The 20,804-nt window shown below is 60.9% G+C and carries 5 protein-coding genes and 1 pseudogene; 4 read left to right on the plus strand and 2 right to left on the minus strand.

Features of this window, described 5'->3' with window-relative positions:
- Positions 1-17 precede the first annotated feature (17 nt).
- The 3 genes from DXT59_RS24090 (at position 18) to DXT59_RS24100 (ending at position 17,413) form a co-directional block, all read left to right on the plus strand.
- The gene (locus tag DXT59_RS24090) at positions 18-2,252 is read left to right on the plus strand and encodes a tetratricopeptide repeat protein (RefSeq protein WP_240324647.1); all 2,235 of its coding nucleotides are present in this window, start codon (positions 18-20) and stop codon (positions 2,250-2,252) included.
- Complete coding sequence (locus DXT59_RS24095) at positions 2,249-4,510, plus strand: tetratricopeptide repeat protein (RefSeq protein WP_240324648.1); 2,262 nt, start codon at positions 2,249-2,251, stop codon at positions 4,508-4,510. Before DXT59_RS24090 ends, DXT59_RS24095 begins: the two co-directional genes overlap by 4 nt.
- Positions 4,511-4,705: 195 nt before the next feature.
- On the plus strand, positions 4,706-17,413 hold the full coding sequence (locus DXT59_RS24100) for a filamentous haemagglutinin family protein (protein WP_116139945.1): 12,708 nt from the start codon (positions 4,706-4,708) through the stop codon (positions 17,411-17,413).
- A gap of 103 nt (positions 17,414-17,516) precedes the next feature.
- Here the strand turns inward: DXT59_RS24100 and DXT59_RS24105 are convergent.
- Positions 17,517-17,714: pseudogene (locus DXT59_RS24105) on the minus strand (substrate-binding domain-containing protein); the annotation flags it as partial.
- 122 nt (positions 17,715-17,836) lie between these two features.
- Positions 17,837-19,132, minus strand: a complete 1,296-nt coding sequence (locus DXT59_RS24110; RefSeq protein ID WP_116139947.1) for a substrate-binding domain-containing protein — start codon at positions 19,130-19,132, stop codon at positions 17,837-17,839.
- Positions 19,133-19,584: 452 nt separating this feature from the next.
- Here DXT59_RS24110 and gspF point away from each other — a divergent pair, with 452 nt between their 5' ends.
- Positions 19,585-20,799, plus strand: coding sequence for a type II secretion system inner membrane protein GspF (gspF, locus tag DXT59_RS24115; protein ID WP_116139949.1), 1,215 nt, complete (start codon positions 19,585-19,587; stop codon positions 20,797-20,799).
- Positions 20,800-20,804: the final 5 nt, after the last annotated feature.

Here is a 20,804-nt window from a genome sequence, read left to right on the forward strand (position 1 = left end):
CATCGAGTGGGGAAGGTATGCCGCTTGCGACAGAGCAAGCGGTGGCGTCGCGTGCGCGGCCGATCGAGCGGGCCGATAGCGCGCAGATCGAACGGCTCTTGCAAGCGGCACGCAGGGCGCATCGAGAGGGCGCGTTGGAGAAGGCCGAGACAGCCTATGAGGGCGTGTTGGCGCTCGATTCCGAGCACCCTGATGCACTGCATATGCTGGGCGCCGTGCGTTTTCAGCAAGGGCGGCTGCATGAGGCCGAGGTGCTGATGCGAAGCTCCATCGAGTTGCGCCGCGACTCGCTCGCGTTGACCAATCACGCCGCGGTGCTCGCCGCGCTTGGCCGTTCCGCCGAGGCGCTGGACCGGCTCGACGACGCGTTGACGATCGACCCGCGTCACCAGCGTTCTTGGTTGCAACGTGCGGGGCTTCACGCCGCGCAGGGCGATAACGAACGAGCGCTCGCTTCGTACGATCGTCTGCTCGAAATCAACCCACGTTTCGCCAACGGCTATGTCAAGCGCAGTGAAGTATTGCGCGCGCTTGGACGCGCAGGCGAAGCCCTTGCGTGCTGCGAGCAAGCGATCGCCATAGGCGGACGTACATTCGACGCATGCCGCGAGCAAGGGTTGGTCATGCGCGAGTTGGGGCGGTTTCGCGATGCGCTCGATTGCTACGGACAAGCGCTGAAGGAAATTCCCGGCAACGCCGAGGTCTTGTTCCATCGAGGGGTTGCCTTTCTCGATCTCGGCGAGCTTGACGCCGCGCTAGCCGATTTCAACGAGGCCATCGCCGCGCACCCCACGTTCGTCGATGCGCTGTATAACAGTTCCGTGGCGCTCGAGCGGCTCGAACGTCACGAAGAAGCCATCGCGCGCTGCGATCGGGTACTGGCGATCGATCCGAAGCACGCGATGGCGCTCGCCAATCGCGGCAACGCATCGCGCCATGCGGGCCGGAACCGCGAAGCGGTTGAACACTATGCGCGGTCGTTGGAAGTCGCACCCGAGAGTCCGGGCGTGCTGTGCAACTACGCGAGCGCCTTGATCCGCACCGACCGGCACGACGACGCGATCGCAGCTTGTGAGCGCGCGCTTGCGATCTCGCCCGACTATGCGCCGGCTTGGTTTGCTCGCGGCAGAGCGTTGCTCGAGACACATCATTACGAAGCGGCGTTGGAAGATTTCACGCGTGTGGCCGAGGCCGATCCGCGCGACAAGCTCGCCCACTTCCACCGCGGCAATGCGTTACGGGCACTGCGATCGCATGAAGCGGCCAAGGCAGCCTATGAGCGCGCGATCGAACTCGATCCCGACTATGTGTTGGCGCATTGCATGCTTGCGTTCCTCTGTCTCTCGGTGGGCGATTTCGAAGATGGCTGGGCCGAGTACGAGTGGCGATGGAAAGACGCCCAGATGGACCCGAGCCGTCGCGAGTTCGCGCAGCCGCGGTGGACCGGCGACGTATCGCTCGAAGGCAAGACGATCTTGCTGTACGCCGAGCAGGGCCTCGGCGATACGCTGCAGTTTTGCCGCTACGTGCCGCTCGTCAAGGCGCGCGGTGCGCGCGTCGTACTCGAAGTATCGGATGCGTTGGTGCCGCTGTTGCGCACGCTCGACGGCGTGGATGCGCTCGTCGCGCGTGGCGCGCCGCTGCCGCCGTTCGATCTGCACTGCCCGCTGCTGAGCTTGCCGATGGAGTTTCGCACGGGCTTCGACACGATCCCCGCCGAGGTGCCGTACCTCAGTGCGGACCCGTCGCGTATCGAGCACTGGCAGCAGAAGCTGGGCGCGACCGGACGGCCCCGTATCGGGCTAGTGTGGTCCGGCAACCCGCAGCATTTGAACGATCGAAATCGGTCGATGAGTCTGTCGGACCTGCTGCCGTTGCTCGATGATCGATACGAATGGGTTAGCTTGCAAAAAGTCGTGCGCGAGGAGGACGAACCGATCCTTGCCGCTAGCCCCATCCGTCACTTCGGCGAAGAGCTTGCGGATTTCGCCGACACCGCGGCGATGACGGCATCGATGGACTGCGTCGTTAGCGTCGATACATCCGTCGCACACTTGGCCGGTGCGATCGGCCGGCCATTGCTCGTCATGCTGCCGCATACGCCGGACTTCCGTTGGCTGCTGGATCGGCAAGACAACCCGTGGTATCCGACTGCGCGTCTGTGCAGGCAAGCCGCGGGCGGCGAATGGAGCGATGTGATCGATCAGGTTCGACTCGCGCTCGCGCAAATCGTTGGAGGGCGCGAACAATGAACGCGTCGCGCGGCGGGGCAACGGCGATGCAAGCTCTTGCGGGCTTCGGCGGGAACGATTCGTGGATGCGAGCCGCCGTGGACCACTCCTTGCGTCGCGCGCGTGCGTTGCTGGAAAAGGCTGACTTTGCAGGCGCAGGGCGACTCTACGAAGGCGTCCTGTCGATGGCGCCAGATCACCCTGAAGCGCTGGCACTGTTAGGCCTCGTCGAGCTTCGCTTGGACAACGCGGTGCGTGCGGAGTCGTTGATCGCGCGGTCGATCGCCCGTGGCGTCAGGACGGGATGGAATATCTGTAATCACGGTGCGGCGCTCGTGGCAGCGGGCCGGCACGGCGAAGCGCTCACGGTGCTCGATGCGCTGCTTGCTCAAACGAGCAACGATGCGGCGGCATTGGCGGCGCGCGCGGATGCCTTGCAGGGACTCGCGCGGTTCGACGACGCGCTGGCCGCCTACGATCGCGCGCTGGCCCAAGCGCCGGGCGTGGCGCAGACATGGACGCGGCGCGCGACTACTCTGCTGTCCTTGGATCGACCGGCCGATGCATTGATCAGCGTCGAACGCGCATTGAAGATCGATCCGAACGCGGCCATCGCCCATTTGGAACGCGCGCGCGCATTGCGTGCGTTGGGCCGGTTGGAGGAGGCACTGCGCGGGTACCAGCTTGCGATGGTCGTAACCGGGAAGACGCCGGCGATATTGCATGCTTGCGGGGGCGCGTTGAACGCGCTGGGGCGGCCGCAAGAAGCGCTCGCTTGTTTCGACGAGGCACTCGTCTGCGCACCGCGCGACGAAGCACTGCTGTTCGCAAGCTGCGCATCGCTCGATTTGCTGCACGCCCACGCCGAATTGCTGACGCGATGCGATCGGCTGCTCGAATTGAATCGTAAACACGGCGGGGCCTGGCTCGGGCGCGGCAATGCACTCCTGGGGCTGGGCCGTCACGATGAAGCGGTGCTCGCTTATGACGAAGCGCTTTCGATTTCACCGAACGATGTCGATGCGATCCGCAATCGGGCGGCGGCGTTGAGAAACGGCGGCCGCATGGAAGAGGCGCTAGCAGGCTACGATCGGGCACTCGCGCTGTCGCCTGACGATCCGCAGTTGCTGTTCAATCGAGGCGTCGTTTTACAGCAACTGGGCCGCTTCGAGGAAGCCGACCGTGCCTACGAACTAGCGGCATTGGTTCCGGCGCAATCGGCGGAAGCATTGCACACCCAAGCCGTGGCGCTTCAGCAGCGTGGCGAACACGAAGCCGCCTTGCTTCGCTATGCGTTCGCGCGCGAACGCTTTCCCAATAACGGAGCGGTGCGCCGCTCCGAGGCCTTCTGCCGCTTGCTGGTGGGCGATTTCGAAACCGGCTGGCGGCAGCACGAAGACCGCTGGATGGCGCCCGATCTGCACCTGCGCCGACGGCACGCCGACCGGCCGCTCTGGCTCGGCGTCGAGCCTCTCGCCGGCAAGACGATCATGCTGCATGCCGAGCAAGGATTCGGCGACACGATCCAGTTTTGCCGCTATGTGCCGCTCGTGCTTGCGCGCGGCGCCAGCGTCGTGATGGAAGTGCCGCGTCCGTTGGTTCCGTTACTCGCTTCCTTGGAGGGCGTAAGCCGAATCGTGGCCGAGGGCGATGCGACGCCGGCTTTCGACGTGCAATGCCCGCTGATGAGCCTTCCGTACGCCTTTCGCACGACGCTCGAAACGATTCCGGCGGAAATTCCGTACCTGAAAGCGGATGCACGGCGGCGTGAGTCATGGGCACGGCGTCTCCAAGAGGCGGCCCCTACACGACGGCCGAGGATCGGCCTTGCTTGGTCGGGCAATCCGCGTCACAACAACGACGAGAACCGGTCGCTGCGTTTCGCGGCGCTTGCGCCGCTGCTTGGGCTCGATGCGACCTTCGTCCAATTGCAGCCGCAGGTTCGCCAAGCCGACGAGCAAGCCGTTCGAACAAGCGGCATCGTCTCGTTCCGCGATACGTTGGCCGATTTCGCCGATACGGCCGCATTGACGGAACACTTGGATCTCATCGTCTCCGTCGATACGTCCGTCGCGCATTTGGCGGGGGCGCTAGGGCGGCCCGCTTGGGTGCTGCTTCCTTTCGCACCGGATTGGCGATGGCTGCTGGAGCGCGAGGACAGCCCTTGGTATCCCAGCGCGCGCCTGTTTCGGCAGCAGCGCTCGGGCGATTGGGCGACGGTCATCGAGCGGGTCGTGGCTGCGCTGCAAACCGAGTTCGGGCTCGCGCGCACGCGATAGAGAGCGCCTTAAGGTGCGTACCTTTTCCGGCGGCAAGAATGGTTCTCAACACTCGCCATCTCGATGCCATGACCGGTTCGTATTTTCTATGGATTTCATTGGCCTCACGCAGCCGGGCGCTTGGCGCCGGCTCACATTCCCGACGGGCTTGTCGGCGGATGGGTAGGTCATCAATTATTGGTGTCGGGGTGGAGAATGGCAGCTCGCGCATGCGCGGTACGAGAACAAGATCTGAACCGTTCGCGGTCGATGCTCAATTCGGATTTGCGTCCGTTGTGCCGCGCGATCGCGATGGTCGTGGCGGCAGGGTTGTCGGTGCATGCGCATGCGGCCGGCATCATGAACTTGGGGCATGTCGGTAGTGGGATGCCGACGGCCGGGGTGGCCGGCGTCCCGGGCGGGGCGGTGCCGAACTTGGGCGTGTCGCCGCAACAGGCGTTGCAAGCTAGCCAGCCCTCGATTCGGAATCTCGGGCATGCCGCGCAGGCCATCGCGGCGCAAATCGCCGCGCAGCAGGCGGCTGCGGCCGCCGCGGCGGCGACGCCGTCGACGGTGCCTAATGGGTTGGCGGTCGGCGGATTGCAGGTTGCGCCGGGCGTGACGTTCGCGCCGGACACGAACGGCAATCTCGTCAGCCAAACGACGGATACCAGCAAGCCGGTTCTTTGGATCAACGCGAACGGGCCGACACAAACCGTCGATACGAACGGCAATGTGACCGTCGACGTCAAACAGACCGGGCAGAACGCGGTGCTGACGTGGCAGACGATGAACGTCGGCAAGCAAACCACGTTGAACTTCGATCAGTCGAGCGGCACGCAAACAAACGGCGCGAATAACTGGGCCGTGCTGAATCGGATCAACGATCCGAGCGGAGCGCCTAGCCAGATTCTTGGACATGTGAACGCACAAGGGGCGGTGTACGTCATCAATCGGAACGGCATCGTCTTCGGCGCGGGCTCGCAAGTGAATGTGCATTCGCTGGTGGCGTCGTCGTTGAATCTGCTCGATATGACGAACAAGCTCGTGCAGTCAGACAGCGCGGTGGCGCAGAGCAATCAGCTTTTCCTCGGGACTGCCGCGGGGACGACGGGGGGGCTGGCCAATCCTGAGGCTGGGAGTTCGAGTGGTTTGAACGGCAGTTTCCTAGTGCCAAACGTAGTCCTTGGCTTGGGCTCCGTGTACAACGTGGATGCGAACAATCCTCTCTTGGTACCGGGCGACGTCACGGTCGCGCCGGGGGCGTCGATTACTACGCATACGAACGGTACCGTCACCGACGGTGGTTTCGTGATGATGGCCGCGCCCAATGTGACGAACGCGGGAAGTATCTCGGCGACGGCGGGGCAAGTTGTACTTGCGGCCGGTGTTGGGGTGAGTCTCATACCTAACGGGAATTCAGGCGTTGTAAAGAACCCGCAGGTGCTGCTGCCCGAGTTAAGTGGACAAGTCTCTCAGACGCAAAACGGCAATACCGTCGATCTGACGCCGGCTGGGACATTGATCAACAGCGGGATTATTCAGGCGTCGCGCGGTACGGTGAATTTGCTCGGTAGTCAGGTTCAGCAGAATGGCGTCGTCGGCGTGACAACGAGCGTCAGTACGCCCGGGAATGTCGTGATATCGACGGTTGACGAATATTCGTCGAATAATCCGCTCGGGCAGTCTTACACGGCCGGGGGCACACCAACTTATTTGTCTCTCACATCGGGTGGGCTTCTTACTCGCCGAGCCGGGTTACTAAGTTTCGGGCCCGATTCGGTTACGGCTGTCATGCCGGACGGTAACGGCCAAACGGCAACTTCCACGCCCGGGACCGTCTTTACGCCGGGCAGCGTCAGTATGACGGCCGGGTCGGTTTGGTTGGAGGGCGGTTCACTCATTGAAGCGCCGGGCTCGACCGTATCGATAACCGCGCTTACGCCGAAGGTCGCGTTAAATGCAACGCCTCCCGGGCAGACGGCCGTCCAAGGACGAATCTATCTCGACAACGGCGCGACGATCGACGTATCCGGCCTGTCCAATGTCGAGTTGCCGATCGCGCAAACGCTCGTCACCATCGACCGCATCGGGCAAAACGAGTTGGCCGATTCGCCGTTGCTGCGCGATGGCTTCTTGTTCGGCATGAAGAATGTCGTTGTCGACGGCACGTTGTCGGGTACGCGCAGTGATGGTGTGGAATGGGTGGGTAGCCCGATATTGAATTTGTCGGGATATGTGAACCTTATTCCGCGTACTGTCGATCAATTGTTGACGAACGGTGGCGCTATCACGCTGTCGGGCAATGAGGTCATGACTGCGGCCGGCTCGTCGATGAATCTGAACGGCGGATACGTTCACTACGACGGCGGCATGCTGAACACGACACGGCTCGTCGATGCCAGTGGGGCCATCGTGCCGATCGGGCAAGCGAGTCCGTACGATACTTACGTCGGCATCGCCGGGGAGTTCACAGAGAAACACCCGCGGTGGAATGTGACGAAGAGTTGGTACAACACGTTGCAAACAGGTGGGACGTACGAGGGCGATTACATCGTCGGAGGGAATGCCGGGACGCTGGATATCTTTGCAGAAACGGCAGCGGTGCTCGATGGGGACATCACGGCACTGGCGTTCGGCGGATCCAAGCAAGCGCAAACGAACAACCTACCTAGCGGCGGGACGTTCAACTTGGGTGCTGATCCGCATGCAACGAAACCTATTAATTCATTGACGCAGAACGGAGCGGATGGCGCCCCGAACGGCGAGCAGACCCTGATCATTTTGCAACCCGATGCTCCGGATCTCTCGTCGCTGATACCCAATTTCTCGATCGACACTGCGCTCGATCCCAGTGCGCTCGGTTCTCTATCTCCGACGGACCCCAACAACCTTCTCGCAACGATAGTTTTGCCGGTTAGTGTGCTCAATACTGCGGGGTTCTCCACCCTGTATGTGGCAGCCGATAGGCAAGGAAAGGGTTTTGTCGTGGCGCCGGGCACCGCGTTGAATTTGCAACCGGGGGGCTCGGTGACGCTAGCGGCTGCGGGGGCGACCGGTGCAACGGCGACCATAGCGGGTGCGATCTCAGCACCGTCCGGTCATGTGACGATCTCGACGTCCGGGGACATCGCGGTCACGCCCACGGGTTCGATCAACGTCGCTGGGCAATGGGTCAACAACGACCTACAGGCGGCGCCTGGATCGACCCCGGGCAATAGCGAATACATCAATGGCGGGTCGATCAGCTTGAGTGCCGACGGGCACATCGATCTACAACCGGGCAGCGTCTTGGATGTTTCGGGTGGCGGAGAGGTACTGCCAAAAGGTTCGCTGCTGACCAGCAACGGCGTGCCGGCGGGCAAGGGCGGCAGCGTGTCCCTCGTCACGTATGACGGCGACCTCGCCACGTTGCCGAAGGATCCGTATCTGACGATGGACGGGACGATCCGCAGCTTCGGTTTCTCGGGTGGCGGCACGTTGACGCTTGGTGCGGGTGGCTTTCGCATCGGAGGAGATCCGGCTACGGCAGCGCCTTGGGATATCGTGTTGCCGGCTGATTTCTTCGAAAAACAAGGATTCGGCAACTACGTGCTCAATGCGCTGTACAGCGCAAGCGTGGAACCGGGGGCGACGGTTCCGCTCACGCAGGAAAACCTGCTTCCTACGGCGGGAGGGCTGGAGCAGCTTGGCACCGGAGCCGAACTTGCAACAAGCGGATTGGCGACGGTAGGTGTGCTGGATCCTTATCATCGACAGCCTACCAGCCTTGTAATGACTGGCGCAGGATACCTCGGTATCCCATCGATGCTGAACAATCAGAATCGTCATAGCGATTCGCCTCCTGCGCTCCCCGCCACCGATGGATCGGTCGGGCAGGTCAGTATCGGGGAAGGGGCGTCGATCGTCGGGGATGCGGGGGCGAACATTGGGCTCGGTTCACCGGCGCAGGTGACGGTGCTCGGCTCGCTGATCGCCCCTGGCGGCACGATCACGCTATCGGCGGAAAACGGCGGCGGTCATTCAGTGACAGGCCAGCATAATTCTAACGATAACGCATCGTTGACAAGCAACAGTCAGTCGGTCTGGCTCGGCCCTAACGCATTGCTCGATGTATCCGGTGTGGCATTGACCAACCCGCTGGCTGCGCCTGTAAAGAACGGCTCTACACTCTATGCCCCGAACACAGGGAAAGTATTGCCGGGCGGCTCCGTTGTCATTGCCGACGACTCCGGGTACATCGTCGCTCAGCAGGGTTCGGTCATCAACGTTTCAGGTGCATCGGCTGTTTTCGATCAGCTCGGCGCCAACGGACAGTACGTGGCAACGCCCGCTTGGAGCGATGCCGGCTCAATCACGCTGGCTGGCTCAAGCGGGCTCTATTTCGACGGCACACTAAAGGGGCAGGGGGGAGCGCCGCAGGCCGAGGGAGCTACGCTTACGCTTTCGGCGGATGGCGGTGCGGGTACAGAGTACCGAGCTGATGGCACAAAGCTCCAATTGCCGGGTTCGACCGCGATCGTGCTCCAGCAGAGCGGCCTGCTCGTGCCGCAAGGCCTCGCGCTGGGGAAAGATATCCTCGCCGCAACAGCCGCTACCATAACCAACGACGATCAGACAAATACCCGAATCGCCAGCGGCGTTTTGCAGTTTGCGGCCGACCGCCTGAAAAACTCGGGAATTTCGACGCTTGTGATCGGTAACCCATCGACAATCGGTGCCGTGCCGATCGGATTCGTCGGCGATGTCGATTTGTCGTTGCCTAGGGCTGTGCAGATCTACGGGAACGAGATCGCGGCGCTTAGTGGCGATCAATTGAACTCGCTGCTCAATGGCGTGAAGGACGCAACGGGGAAATACTCCGTTCCGACGATGGCGTCTTTGCTGACTGCTGAAGCGGCGTCCACTACCCCGCCAACGATCAATTCGACTGTGACGATCGACGCGCCTTACGTATCGATCGTCAACCCGGTCACGTACAACCCAACTACCATTGTGCCGATCGCGGCACCGTCCCAGGCGACGCTCGACGTTAGCGCATCCTTCATCGATCTTCAGAACCAGTTTCAGTTAAGCAACTTCGGACAGGCGAATTTCATCAGCACCGGCGACATTCGTCTCAGTTCTACGGCCCTCGGGAACTCGTTGATGCCCGGTGTGCTTTATACACCTGGTAACCTTAGTTTCGCTGCCGCCGATGTTTACCCCGCGACGGGCAACTCATTCATTCTGTTGGCAAAGGGGCCGACGCCAACAACGATTTCGTTTGCCGGAAACGGCGGCTCAAGTGTCCCTCTCTCGGCGGGAGGCACGCTGCTCGTCGATGCCAACAATATCGTCCAAGGCGGAACAGTTCGCGCGCCGTCGGGTTCGATCGTTTTCGGCGTGGGCGATCCGACTAATGCAGCTACCCAGTCCCAATTCTCGGGGCTTCAACTCGTAGCAACCGATTCCGTTACTTTCGGAGATGGCAGCTTAACGTCAGTCTCCAATGACGGTTCGATTATCCCGTACGGCGTCACCGTCGATGGGACCAACTGGCAATTCAATCCCAGTCCTCGAGCGAAAGCGACTAATTTAACGGCGCCCCCCGCAAAATATATCGGCGTGAACGGGAATTCGGTCTCCCTAAGCAAGGGGGCAGCGATCGACCTTTCGGGCGGCGGCGATTTGCAAGCCAGCGAGTGGGTTCCTGGCACGGGCGGTACGCGCGACGTCCTCTCTCAGTACACGGTCAGCTACGCCAACAACCCGACGGGTGTCGCGGTGCCGACGAACGTCGGGGCCACGAATGTCTATGCGATTATTCCGGGCGCACAGTCGCCGGTGTCGGCCTACGATCCCGTATTCGCACAGACCTTGCAGCCGTCGACTAACGCGAATGGTACAGTCGGAACGACGACGACTACCCTTGGTATTGGCCAAGCCCAGTTGAACGGCGTCGCTGGACAGGCCGTGTATCTTTCCGGCGTGCCGGGGCTTGCACCGGGGTACTACACGTTGCTGCCGGGCAAGTACGCCACGCTGCCCGGCGCCTTTCGCGTGACGGTTTCCTCGAACACGGCCGCGGTCGCTCCTGGTGCAACGCAATTGCTGCCTGACGGCACCGTCGTCACAGCCGGCTATTTCGGCGACGCGCTCACGGGTGCACGTAGCGCGACGCCCACCTTATTCAACGTCCAATCGGGCCCGGTGTGGCAACAGTCGTCGCAATATACGCTCACGAAAGCGGACAGCTTTTTCACGACGCTCGCGACCACCAAGGGTAACGTGACCCCACCGCTGCCTGCCGATGGCGGGCAATTGGTGCTCGCCGCGACCAAAGCGCTGACACTCGGTGCGGCGTTGAACACTTCCGCTGATACGGGAGGGGCAGCAGCCGAGGTCGACATTGCGTCGCAAGACATCGAAATCACCGGTGGAAACAGCGCGCCGGTGCTGCCGGGCTATTTGCAGATCGGCGCCGATGTGCTTAATACCCTGAACGCCGGCAGCTTGCTCATTGGCGGCACGCGTACGGCGACAACCTCCGGCGTGACGATCACGCCCATCGCGGATAGCGTTGTGCTGTCCAATGCGGGGGGCGGTGCGTTGACCGGCTCGGAAGTCATGCTTGTGACCAAGACTGACCAGACGGGCAGCGATCCTAACGCCGCGAACGGGCTGCGCGTGGACGCAGGCAGCGCGATGACCGCAAGCGGCAGCTATCCCGCGGCAAAGGACGCCTCAATCACGATAGCCGGCGACGGCGCGCTACTGCGCGTATCGAACGGCGCGATGACGGGCGTCACGCGCACGGGCTCGAGCGGCACGGGCGTCTTGACGATCGGCGCGGGTGCGACGCTTCAAGGCGGGCAAGCCCTTACGCTCGATTCGTCGGGCAGCCTGAAGGTGGATCCTACGGCTGCGCTGTCGGGTAACGCGATCGCCGCCGATGGGTCGGCGATCACGCTGACGAGTCAGCAAGGCGCCGCTGCATCGGGCTTGCCCGGTTTCGTGCTGGGGCCCACGGGATTGGCACAGTTGTCGAATTCGAAGCAAATCTTGCTCCGAAGCCTTGGTGCGATCAATTTCGACGGCAACGTCGACGCGACGTTCGGCAATAGCGTCGTATTGAGCGCGGGTACCTTCACCGGCGACGGCAACGTTACGCTCAACGCGAAGCAGATTGCGTTCACGAACGATATGGGAGCGCCTGAGGCGACGGCTGCGCTCGGTAACGGAACGCTCACCGTGAACGCACCCGAGATCGATTTCGGTGCGGGGACGAAGAACGCGAGCGGCTTTGGCTCTGTAACGATGAACGCGACGAGCGGCATCGCGGGTCAGGGCACAGGGGCCTTCGACTTCGGCGCTGCGACGGTAGCGTTGAGCGCGCCGGTGTTCTTGGCCGACGCGAGTTCCGCATCGACGCTCAAGACGAGCGGTGCGCTGATTCTGAATCAAGGCGCTGGTACGGCGCTTAGCCGACAGGCAGTTGGCGGTGCGTTGAATTTCGTCGGGGGCACCGTTGCCGACAATGGCGCCCGTATTACCGCTGCGGCGGGCAACGTCAGTCTCGAATCGACTTCGGGCGACCTCACGATCAGCGGCGGATCGACGATCAGTTCCGCCGGTGTGGCGAAGCAATTCTTCGACGTGACGGCATTCGCGCCGGCCGGGTCGATCTCGCTTACGGCCGATAACGGTACTGTCGACGTGCAATCCGGCGCAACGCTCGATTTCTCGGGAGCAGGCGGTGGCGGTGCGGCGGGTAGCCTCGCGTTGTCCGCGCCGAAGCAAGGCGTCAACCTTAACGGAACGATCAAGGGCGGAGCCGCAAGCGGCTATATGGGCGGTTCGTTCTCGCTCGATACGGCTAGCGCAGCCGACCTCGACAGCTTGGCAACGACGTTGGCGACAAGCGGTGTCGATAATTCGATCACTATCCATACGAGAACCGGTAATCTGCAACTCTCGGCGGGTAACACGCTGACGGCTCATACGGTCTCGCTCACTGCCGATGGCGGGGCGGGCAGCGCGCCCAGAACGACCGACGGCAACGTCAATGTGCTCGGCACGATCAACGCGTCGGGTAGCGCGGGTGGTGAGATCGACTTATACGGTCGAAACGGCGTCGATGTGGAGGGAACACTCATCGCACGCGCTTGCGCAATAGGCAATGCGTGCGATGACCAACCTCAGAATTTGAATTCGATTCAACGCGGCGGGACCATCAAGATCGGTACCAGCGCTTTGTTCAATCCAAACATCGCGCAACCGTACAACACGACGTACGGCTATGAAAATATCGACCCAGCGAACGCGGGCGTCATCACGATTGGCTCAAACGCGTTGATCGACGTTTCCGGTGGGGCGGCGGGCGGGCTCGCCGGGGGAACGGTCAGTCTTCGTGCGCCGGTGCTCGACAATGGTACCGTCAATGTGAACATACCGGATGCCTTCAATGCGGGGCGAGGCATCGTCGGTTCGCGCGCAACGACGCTCGAAGCTTATGCGGTATGGAGCACGACAGATGCAACGGCAGGGTCGCAGCATTTCGACGGCGTGGTTGATCCCGCGGGTTGGTTCGATAGCAAGGGACACCTGCTTGCTGGTACCTTCACCGGTCAAAGCAGTGGCGGGACGTTCACGTTCACGCCGAATTCGGATGGCAGTGGCGGCGGCACGCTGACCAACACGACAACCGGTGCGCAATTCACTATCGGCAGCGATCCGCAAAGTCTCGCGCAACTGTATACGGGCGTGACGTCTAGTACGTTCAGCGGCTTCGGTGGACTCGACAACATGTATTTCGCGCCGACAGCCGTTAATGGCGACCACCAAGCGTTCTATGGCTATCAAGGCGATGGCACCACGCCCGGTGCATTGATGGGCTTTGTGCAAGCGGGCCTGGGCGGGGTGTCGAATCCTTTTGCAGGTAAAGCGATCGCCAACGCCGCAGTGGTCCCCGGTATCGAGTTGGACAATCCGAGTCCCGCGATCAACGGCGGTGACATCCAAGTGCTGACGACCTGGAATCTGGGGGCAGGCACGTCGCCAACCGATCTAGCTTATCGATTCAACGCGCAAGCGCCTGTCGTCACGTTCCGCGCCGACAACAATGTCAAAGTCAAGGCGAGCTTGACGGATGGGTTCTTTCAGATCGCCAATCCGGTGGGTGGAGGAGGCACGATTCCGGTTCCTCCATTGTCTACCTATGACCAGGTGAACTATTTCTTCGCCGTAAAGCCATCCGGTTACTACGGCGATTTGCTCGGCTACTCGCTTTCCTATTGGGCAACGGACACCGCCCACCACCTCGTCGAGGGACCCGGGAAGCCGGCCGGAGGGACTAAGGAAGAAATCGCTGAGTACTACGCGCTCTATTCGGCTTACGAAAACTATCTTCTATCAAGCGCGGCGGGGACCGGAGTGCCAATTCCAACGGATGGGGATATGGTCGAACTCATCAACTACCGTTTTAGGGCGCCTGGGAACGTAAGTGTCCCGGGGCTGGCGGCCCCGATCGCACCAAGCGCCAACGTGCAGCAAACAGATCCCGGATCGTACTTGATTTACTTAAGCGAGTATCAGGCGTACATCGCGAAAGCGGCTCAGTTGCTGATAAGCAGCAATTACTCGGTGAAACCGTTGGTCGATAAGCTTGCCGCGCCCGCGGTTCAGCCTGATTCGGTGATCGGCACAGCGACGATTCCTGTGCCGGCTGTGACCGACAACTCACCGTCGCCGCTTCCAAATGCCGTCAACCCGTTACCCATTCAATCGGCCTCGCTAGCCGGAGGTTCCAGCAGTAGCTTGCGCTTAGTGGCGGGCGCCGATCTAACGAGTACAAATCCGTTGGCGCTCAAGCCTGCCTCTGTTTTCCTCGGCATGACCGACAGCGGCAACCTGACGCTCGATGGGCACTTCGCCTATATCGATCCCAATGGGCTAGCCCTGCTAGCGCCCACGTCGATTCGCACCGGGGCGGGCTCATTAAGCATTGCATCGGCGAATAACGTTAGTCTGTTGGATTCCGTCGCTCCCGGTGTGATCTATACGGCAGGAGCGTCTACGAATGATGCCCCTAATGGAAATACTCAAATCTCGATTGCTATAGGTTCTCCTGGCGATCCTGATATTATGGTCACGCCGACGTCTCATCCGAACTCCGCAGGCGACGTCTCGATTTTTGCTCAGGGTGATATCAAGGGCATCGAATACACCACGGACAGCACCGGCCTTGTAACAGGCAACACCAACAATGCGACAAGCCAGTTCTGGTGGCAATGGATGGAGATCGGGAATCCCATCGGCGCCGTTGGGAGCACCAATCCGCACCAACAAATGGTCCAAACGTCGATCAATTTCGGTGCGTTCGACCAAGGTGTCATGAGCGTTGGCGGCAATGTCTCTGTCTCGGCAGGCGGGAACATTTCGGACCTGGCTGTATCGTTGCCGACGACGTGGTACCTCACGGCTACGAATACGGACCAGCCTGTGCTGAACACCGTAGGCGGTGGCAATCTGAACGTGAAGGCGGGTGGGGATATTCTTAGCGGCGACTATTTCGTCGCGAAGGGAACCGGCAGCATCACCGCGGGAGGGCGGATCGGTTCGGATATAAGCGTTGCCTCCAACTACATTAACCAACTCGCACCGGTTGCCGTGGGCACGGTGCTCGCGATACAAGATGGTGCGATGAGTGTAACGGCGAGGCAGGGGGCCGAAATTGGGGCGATTCTCGACCCATCTTATTCGACTCAGTCTCCGTCGCGGGGCGGGCCGAATAACGGCTCTCAGTTGCGCGATTACCATATCAGTTCTCCCGATCTTCAGCCGTATTCGTCTACGTCCTCGGTTTCCGTGCTGTCTACGACCGGAGACGTGCAATTCGGAGGGTTAGCTGGTTTGCTGACAGGCGCGACGGGAATGCTACCGTCAAGCCTCGGCTTGATCGCGTTCGACGGTGGGATTGCGATTCAATCGGGAGGCACGCTCTATCCCTCCCCGGTCGGGCAATTGAACCTTCTCGCGGACCAATCGATTTTGATATCGAATTCAGCAGCCTTGTTGACTGGTGCTGGATTCGCTCCCTCGACGTTCGGATTGTCCGACTCCGACCCGTCTCTGATGCCGTCGCCGACGAACCCGAACGCTAATGCGCCTACTCATGCAGCGTTTCCGTTACATGCGGACGATGCGACACCCGCGCGGGTTTACGGTCTGAATGGCGACATCATAGACGGTACTTTACAAACGTCGGGACAAAGTGCTGGTCTTTATACTGACAACATCGTCCTCTCGATCGACAAACCGGCGATCGTCGAGGCGGGACGGGACATACTCAATCTGACGTTCGATGGGCAAAATCTGCGCGGCGCTGACGTTACGCGCATCTTGGCGGGGCGAGACATTTACGATTCACCGCTCCCGTTCAATGACCCAGTCTCGCCGTACTTGATCTTGGGCGGCCCGGGTACCTTCGACATAGAGGCCGGCCGTAACATCGGTCCGCTGACAGGGGCGGCAGAGTTCCATGCGGCAAACAGCGCCGCGCTCATTCTTCCCCCTATGGGCATCCAAGCGGTCGGCAACGCGAGAAACTCATACTTGCCGCACGAAAGCGCGAACGTCAATGTGTTGTTCGGCGTCGGCCCAGGCGTCGATGTCACGACGTTTGTCTCGAGTTATATCGATCCGGCGGCGAACGTCGCGGGCGTCTCTAGTGCGAGTCCCTCGCTCATCGCCTTTATGCAGCAGTACGACGAAGGGCAGTACTTGGACACGGGCTTGCAGCAAGACAAGGACGCCGCGCAAAAAGCTGTGGGCAAGTTGACGGCAGCGCAAGCGTGGTCTCAATTCAAAGCTCTACCCCAGAACGTCCAGCAGCTTTTCGCCGAGCAGGTCTTGTTCAATGTGCTGACGCAGGTCGGTGAAGACTATAACAACCCGAACAGCCACTATTACCAGCAATATTCGCGAGGGTACCAGGCGATCAATACGTTGTTCCCCACTGCCTATGGGTATACGAAGAATGGATTGACGGGCGGACTCAACGGCGCCCAAACGTCGGTCCAGACCGGCAACTTGGACATCCGCGGTACGACAATTCAAACGCAGCAAGGCGGCAGCGTGTCAATTCTCGGCCCTGGAGGACGCGCGCTGATCGGCAGTAGCTCGGCACCGCCGGCGATCGTTGATAGCAGCGGCAATGTCGTCGCGGGCCCAAGCACCATGGGCGTGCTCACGCTGGAAAAGGGCGACGTCGACATCTTCATCGATCAGAGCTTGCTGTTGGCGCAAAGCCGCGTGTTTACCGAACAGGGCGGCGATATGACGATCTGGAGTTCGAACGGGGATATCAACGCGGGTAAGGGTTCGAAGTCGTCCGCCGATACACCCGCGCCGCAGTATGTCTGCGACGTGAATCACTACTGTCTCGTCGATGCGCGCGGTGAGGTGACCGGAGCGGGTATCGCCACGCTGCAAAGTATCCCTGGATCGCCGGTCGGTACGATCAATTTGATCGCGCCGCGCGGTACCGTCGATGCGGGCGATGCCGGCATTCGCGCGGGGAACCTCAATATCGCGGCATTCAGGGTGGCGAACGCGGACAACATTCAGGTTACGGGTACATCGACCGGCATACCGATTGCACAGGCTGTCAATACAGGTGCGTTGACGGCGGCCAGCTCGGCATCGTCCGCAGCGAGCGAGATGGCGCAAGAGTTGGCCAAGAAGAACGCGACGGGCGGCGGGCAGCGCCGATGGTCTATTTCCGTACAGGTCGAGGGCTTTGGGCAGGCGAGCGACGACGATCAGGACAATCGCAAGCGGCGCAAGCACGAGCAGGTTAGCTACGATCCATCGAGCGCGGTGTCCGTCGTGAGCTTTGGCAATGCTGGTGCAGCGCGGCTCCGCAACGTAAGCGCCGAGTAGTCTCGGCGCCGGTAGAGAATTGACGTCTATCGCTTCGCGAAACGCCGCGGCCATGAGTCAGTCATAGCTGCGGCGTGATTACGATGGGTGTTCAGACGTGACCGATTAACGTTGTCGTCGAATAGAACGATCCTGTTTCCGGATTGACGACATCATTCCGATCCGTGGTCTTGCCCGAGAAAATCCCGCACAGGTCGTCATCGTTCAACGCGATGCTATGCGCGTGACCAGGCGTCGTTTGTGGCGTCGTCGCGCTCGTCACGGCGGGGCCGTTGACGATGGCGAGCGAGATAGGCGTCATTTCTTCGATTTCATACTAGGCCCTCGAACGTCGTCTTTTCCGCTTCGAAATAAAAAAGCTACGGCGCTGGGACGTACCCAGCGCCGCAGCGTCACAACCACTCAAGAGTCAAACAAGGTCGATTAACGACCCTTGCCGGCGCAAACCGTGGCGTTGCCGATATCGAGGTTGTAGCCGCTCGTGTTGCTCAGGAAATCGGCTTGGATCGCCGTTTGATAACCAGCCGGCACCGTGTCGAAGCCATTGCCATGAACAATCGAGGCAAATGAGGCGTCGGTGTAGTGATGCGTCAAGAAGTCATGCACGGCCGTCGTAACGCCGGAAGCGGCATAGCACTGGCTCACCAGGATTTCGCTGGTGCCGGACACCGGATAGCCGGTGCTGGGGTTGCCCGAAGCGGGGACCCATTGGGCAGGGCTGGAAGCAAGCGCCTTGGAGTTCGGGGCCGCAGCGCTGCTAACCGCCAGCGACGCATTCGCAGCCGTCGGTGCGTAGTAGTGCGTGTCCACCTTGTTGTACAAGCTAGCCACAGCCAACGCAGTCGAAGCCGACGAGCTTGACGGAGCGAGGAACGTGTTGGTGTAATCCGGGCTCAGGTAAGCGACGGCGGCTTGCGTACCGGACGTTTGATAGCTGAGCAGCGCCGAGCGAACACCACCGCTGCCGGTGGCGCCAACGAAGTTCGAGGGCACCGTACCGCCGGAGAAGTTATTCGCGAACGTGAGGCCATCGACGAACGTGACGCCGGCAGCGGTCTTGCTCGACGACGGGCAAACAGCAGCCAGGTGGCGGGTCAGCAGTTCGGTCGTACCGCTGCCGTCCAGACGGTACACAACCTTGATCGGCGAGCTGGTCGACGAATAGGCCGAACCCGTTTCAGGGTTGATCACAGCGTTCCAATCCTTGATCCCACCCGAGAAAATCCCGCACAGATCGTCGTCGTTCAGCGCGATGCTATGCGCTTGACCCGGCGTCGTTTGCGGCGTCGTCGTGCTCGTCACGGCGGGGCCGTTGACGACGGGAACCGTGATCGGCGTCACGACATACGGGATTTGGATCAGCGGGCCGTCGGCCGTGGCCAGGCCGCTCTTATAAGCCGAGATTTGCGCGGTCGTCAGCGCGGCGTCGCTGTTCGCGAAATCGACCGTGCCCGTCAACCCGGGGGCGAGGTACGTCGGTTGGTTGTTCAGGAACGCGTTTTGACCAGCGCCCGAGCCCACCGAGTAGTACGTGAACGTACCTTCGGTCGTGCCGAAGGCATTGATTTCGGTACCGGCAACACCCGGATTACCGATCGTCGGAGCGACGAGCGACGAACCACCGCCTTGCAGGAGCGGCGAGGCCATGGCAACGGAGGCGCCCATGCCCGAAACGACGAGAGCAAGGATCTGACAAATCTTGCGTTGGCTGGATTTCATGAGATTCCCTAAACGAAGATAAACGGAGAACTTGCTTGATGCGGCCGGAATGGCTGAGGAGCCGCGTAGGAAATGTAGAATGAAATCCGTTTTAATCGTGTGAATTTTTAATAACGGATGGTACGCAACATTTTTGATTCCGGTGAAAACGTTTTTTGCCCACCTTTCGATAATTGAAATGATAACTAGGAATGTCATGAGAAGCTGCTTTTCGCGTTTGAAGATAACGATAAAAATTTAAATGATTTTGGCGCACATAAAACATAAAAATGTCACGCGCATCTGTTCCAACCATTCGAACGATTATCCACACGCGCGAGTGAATGAATGTTGCCCACCATTCGTCATCATTCCGACGATTTCGCACGTTAGTCTCGCGGGTAGCCCGATGGATGGGTACGGCGGCAATAAGGACGAGAGGGACGTAACCGAGAGCGATCGGGGAGCGCGAGATGTCGGCATTCCGTTACGAGGCGATCGACCATGCGGGCAAAACGGCGCGCGGGATACTAGAAGCCGATAGCGCCCGCGCAGGGCGGGGCGTCCTGCGTTCGCAAGGCTTTACGCCCCTGCTGGTCGAACCGGCCGGCGGCAAGAACGCGGCCCGCACAGGAAGAACAACATTAGGCCGCAAACTTTCCCAACGCGAACAAGCGGTCATCACGCGCCAGCTTGCGAGTCTGCTCGTCGCTGGACTCCCGCTGGACGAATCGCTTTCCGTCCTTTCGGATCAAGCGGAGCGCGATTACGTGCGGGAACTGATGGCATCCGTTCGAGGCGAGGTAATGGGCGGCCATTCGCTGGCGAATGCCCTCGGGCAACATCCGCGCGACTTCCCCGATATTTACCGGGCCTTGGTGACGGCAGGCGAACACACCGGCAAGCTCGGCCTCGTATTGTCACGCCTTGCCGACTACATCGAGCAAAGCAACGCATTAAAACAAAAAATCGTATTGGCGTTCACGTATCCGGGCGTCGTAACGTGCATCGCATTCGGTATCGTCGCGTTTTTGCTGAGCTATGTCGTCCCGCAAGTCGCGAACGTATTCAGAAGTACGAAACAGCAATTGCCGTTTCTAACCGTCGCAATGCTTGCCTTATCGGATTTCGTTCGGCATTGGTGGTGGGCTGCGTTAGCGGGAATCGGCGTCGCCGTCTTCGCCATTCGAACCGTGCTCGCGCAGCCGGGCCCGCGTCTGGCCTTCGATCGCTGGGCGCTCACAGCGCCGCTCGCCGGAAGGCTCGTGCGCGGCTACAACACTGTCCGGTTCGCGAGCACGCTCGGCATCTTGACTGCCGCCGGCGTCCCCATTCTTCGTTCGTTGCAAGCAGCCGGCGAGACGTTGAGCAACAAGGCGATGAGCGAGCAGGTGGACGACGCGATCGTGCGCGTGCGCAGCGGTACGTCGCTTTCTCGTGCGCTCGGAAACACAAAGGCGTTTCCCCCGGTACTCGTCCACCTGATTCGCTCCGGTGAGGCCACGGGCGATGTGACGACGATGCTCGATCGCGCGTCGGAGGGCGAAGCACGCGAGCTAGAGCGGCGAACGATGATGCTGACGAGCTTGCTGGAGCCGCTTCTTATACTGGCCATGGGCGGCGTCGTGCTCGTCATCGTCTTGGCCGTGATGATGCCGATCATCGATCTGAACAACATGGTGCAGTAATGCAG

It is taken from the genome of Trinickia diaoshuihuensis (assembly GCF_003390925.1).
GTDB lineage: Bacteria > Pseudomonadota > Gammaproteobacteria > Burkholderiales > Burkholderiaceae > Trinickia > Trinickia diaoshuihuensis.

Excerpts from the sequence above, each read along its gene's own strand:
- DXT59_RS24090 (WP_240324647.1), top strand. The coding sequence starts at position 18 with ATGCCGCTTGCGACAGAGCAAGCGGTGGCGTCGCGTGCGCGGCCGATC.
- DXT59_RS24095 (WP_240324648.1), top strand. The coding sequence starts at position 2,249 with ATGAACGCGTCGCGCGGCGGGGCAACGGCGATGCAAGCTCTTGCGGGC.
- DXT59_RS24100 (WP_116139945.1), top strand. The coding sequence starts at position 4,706 with ATGGCAGCTCGCGCATGCGCGGTACGAGAACAAGATCTGAACCGTTCG.
- DXT59_RS24110 (WP_116139947.1), bottom strand. The coding sequence starts at position 19,132 with ATGAAATCCAGCCAACGCAAGATTTGTCAGATCCTTGCTCTCGTCGTT.
- gspF (WP_116139949.1), top strand. The coding sequence starts at position 19,585 with ATGTCGGCATTCCGTTACGAGGCGATCGACCATGCGGGCAAAACGGCG.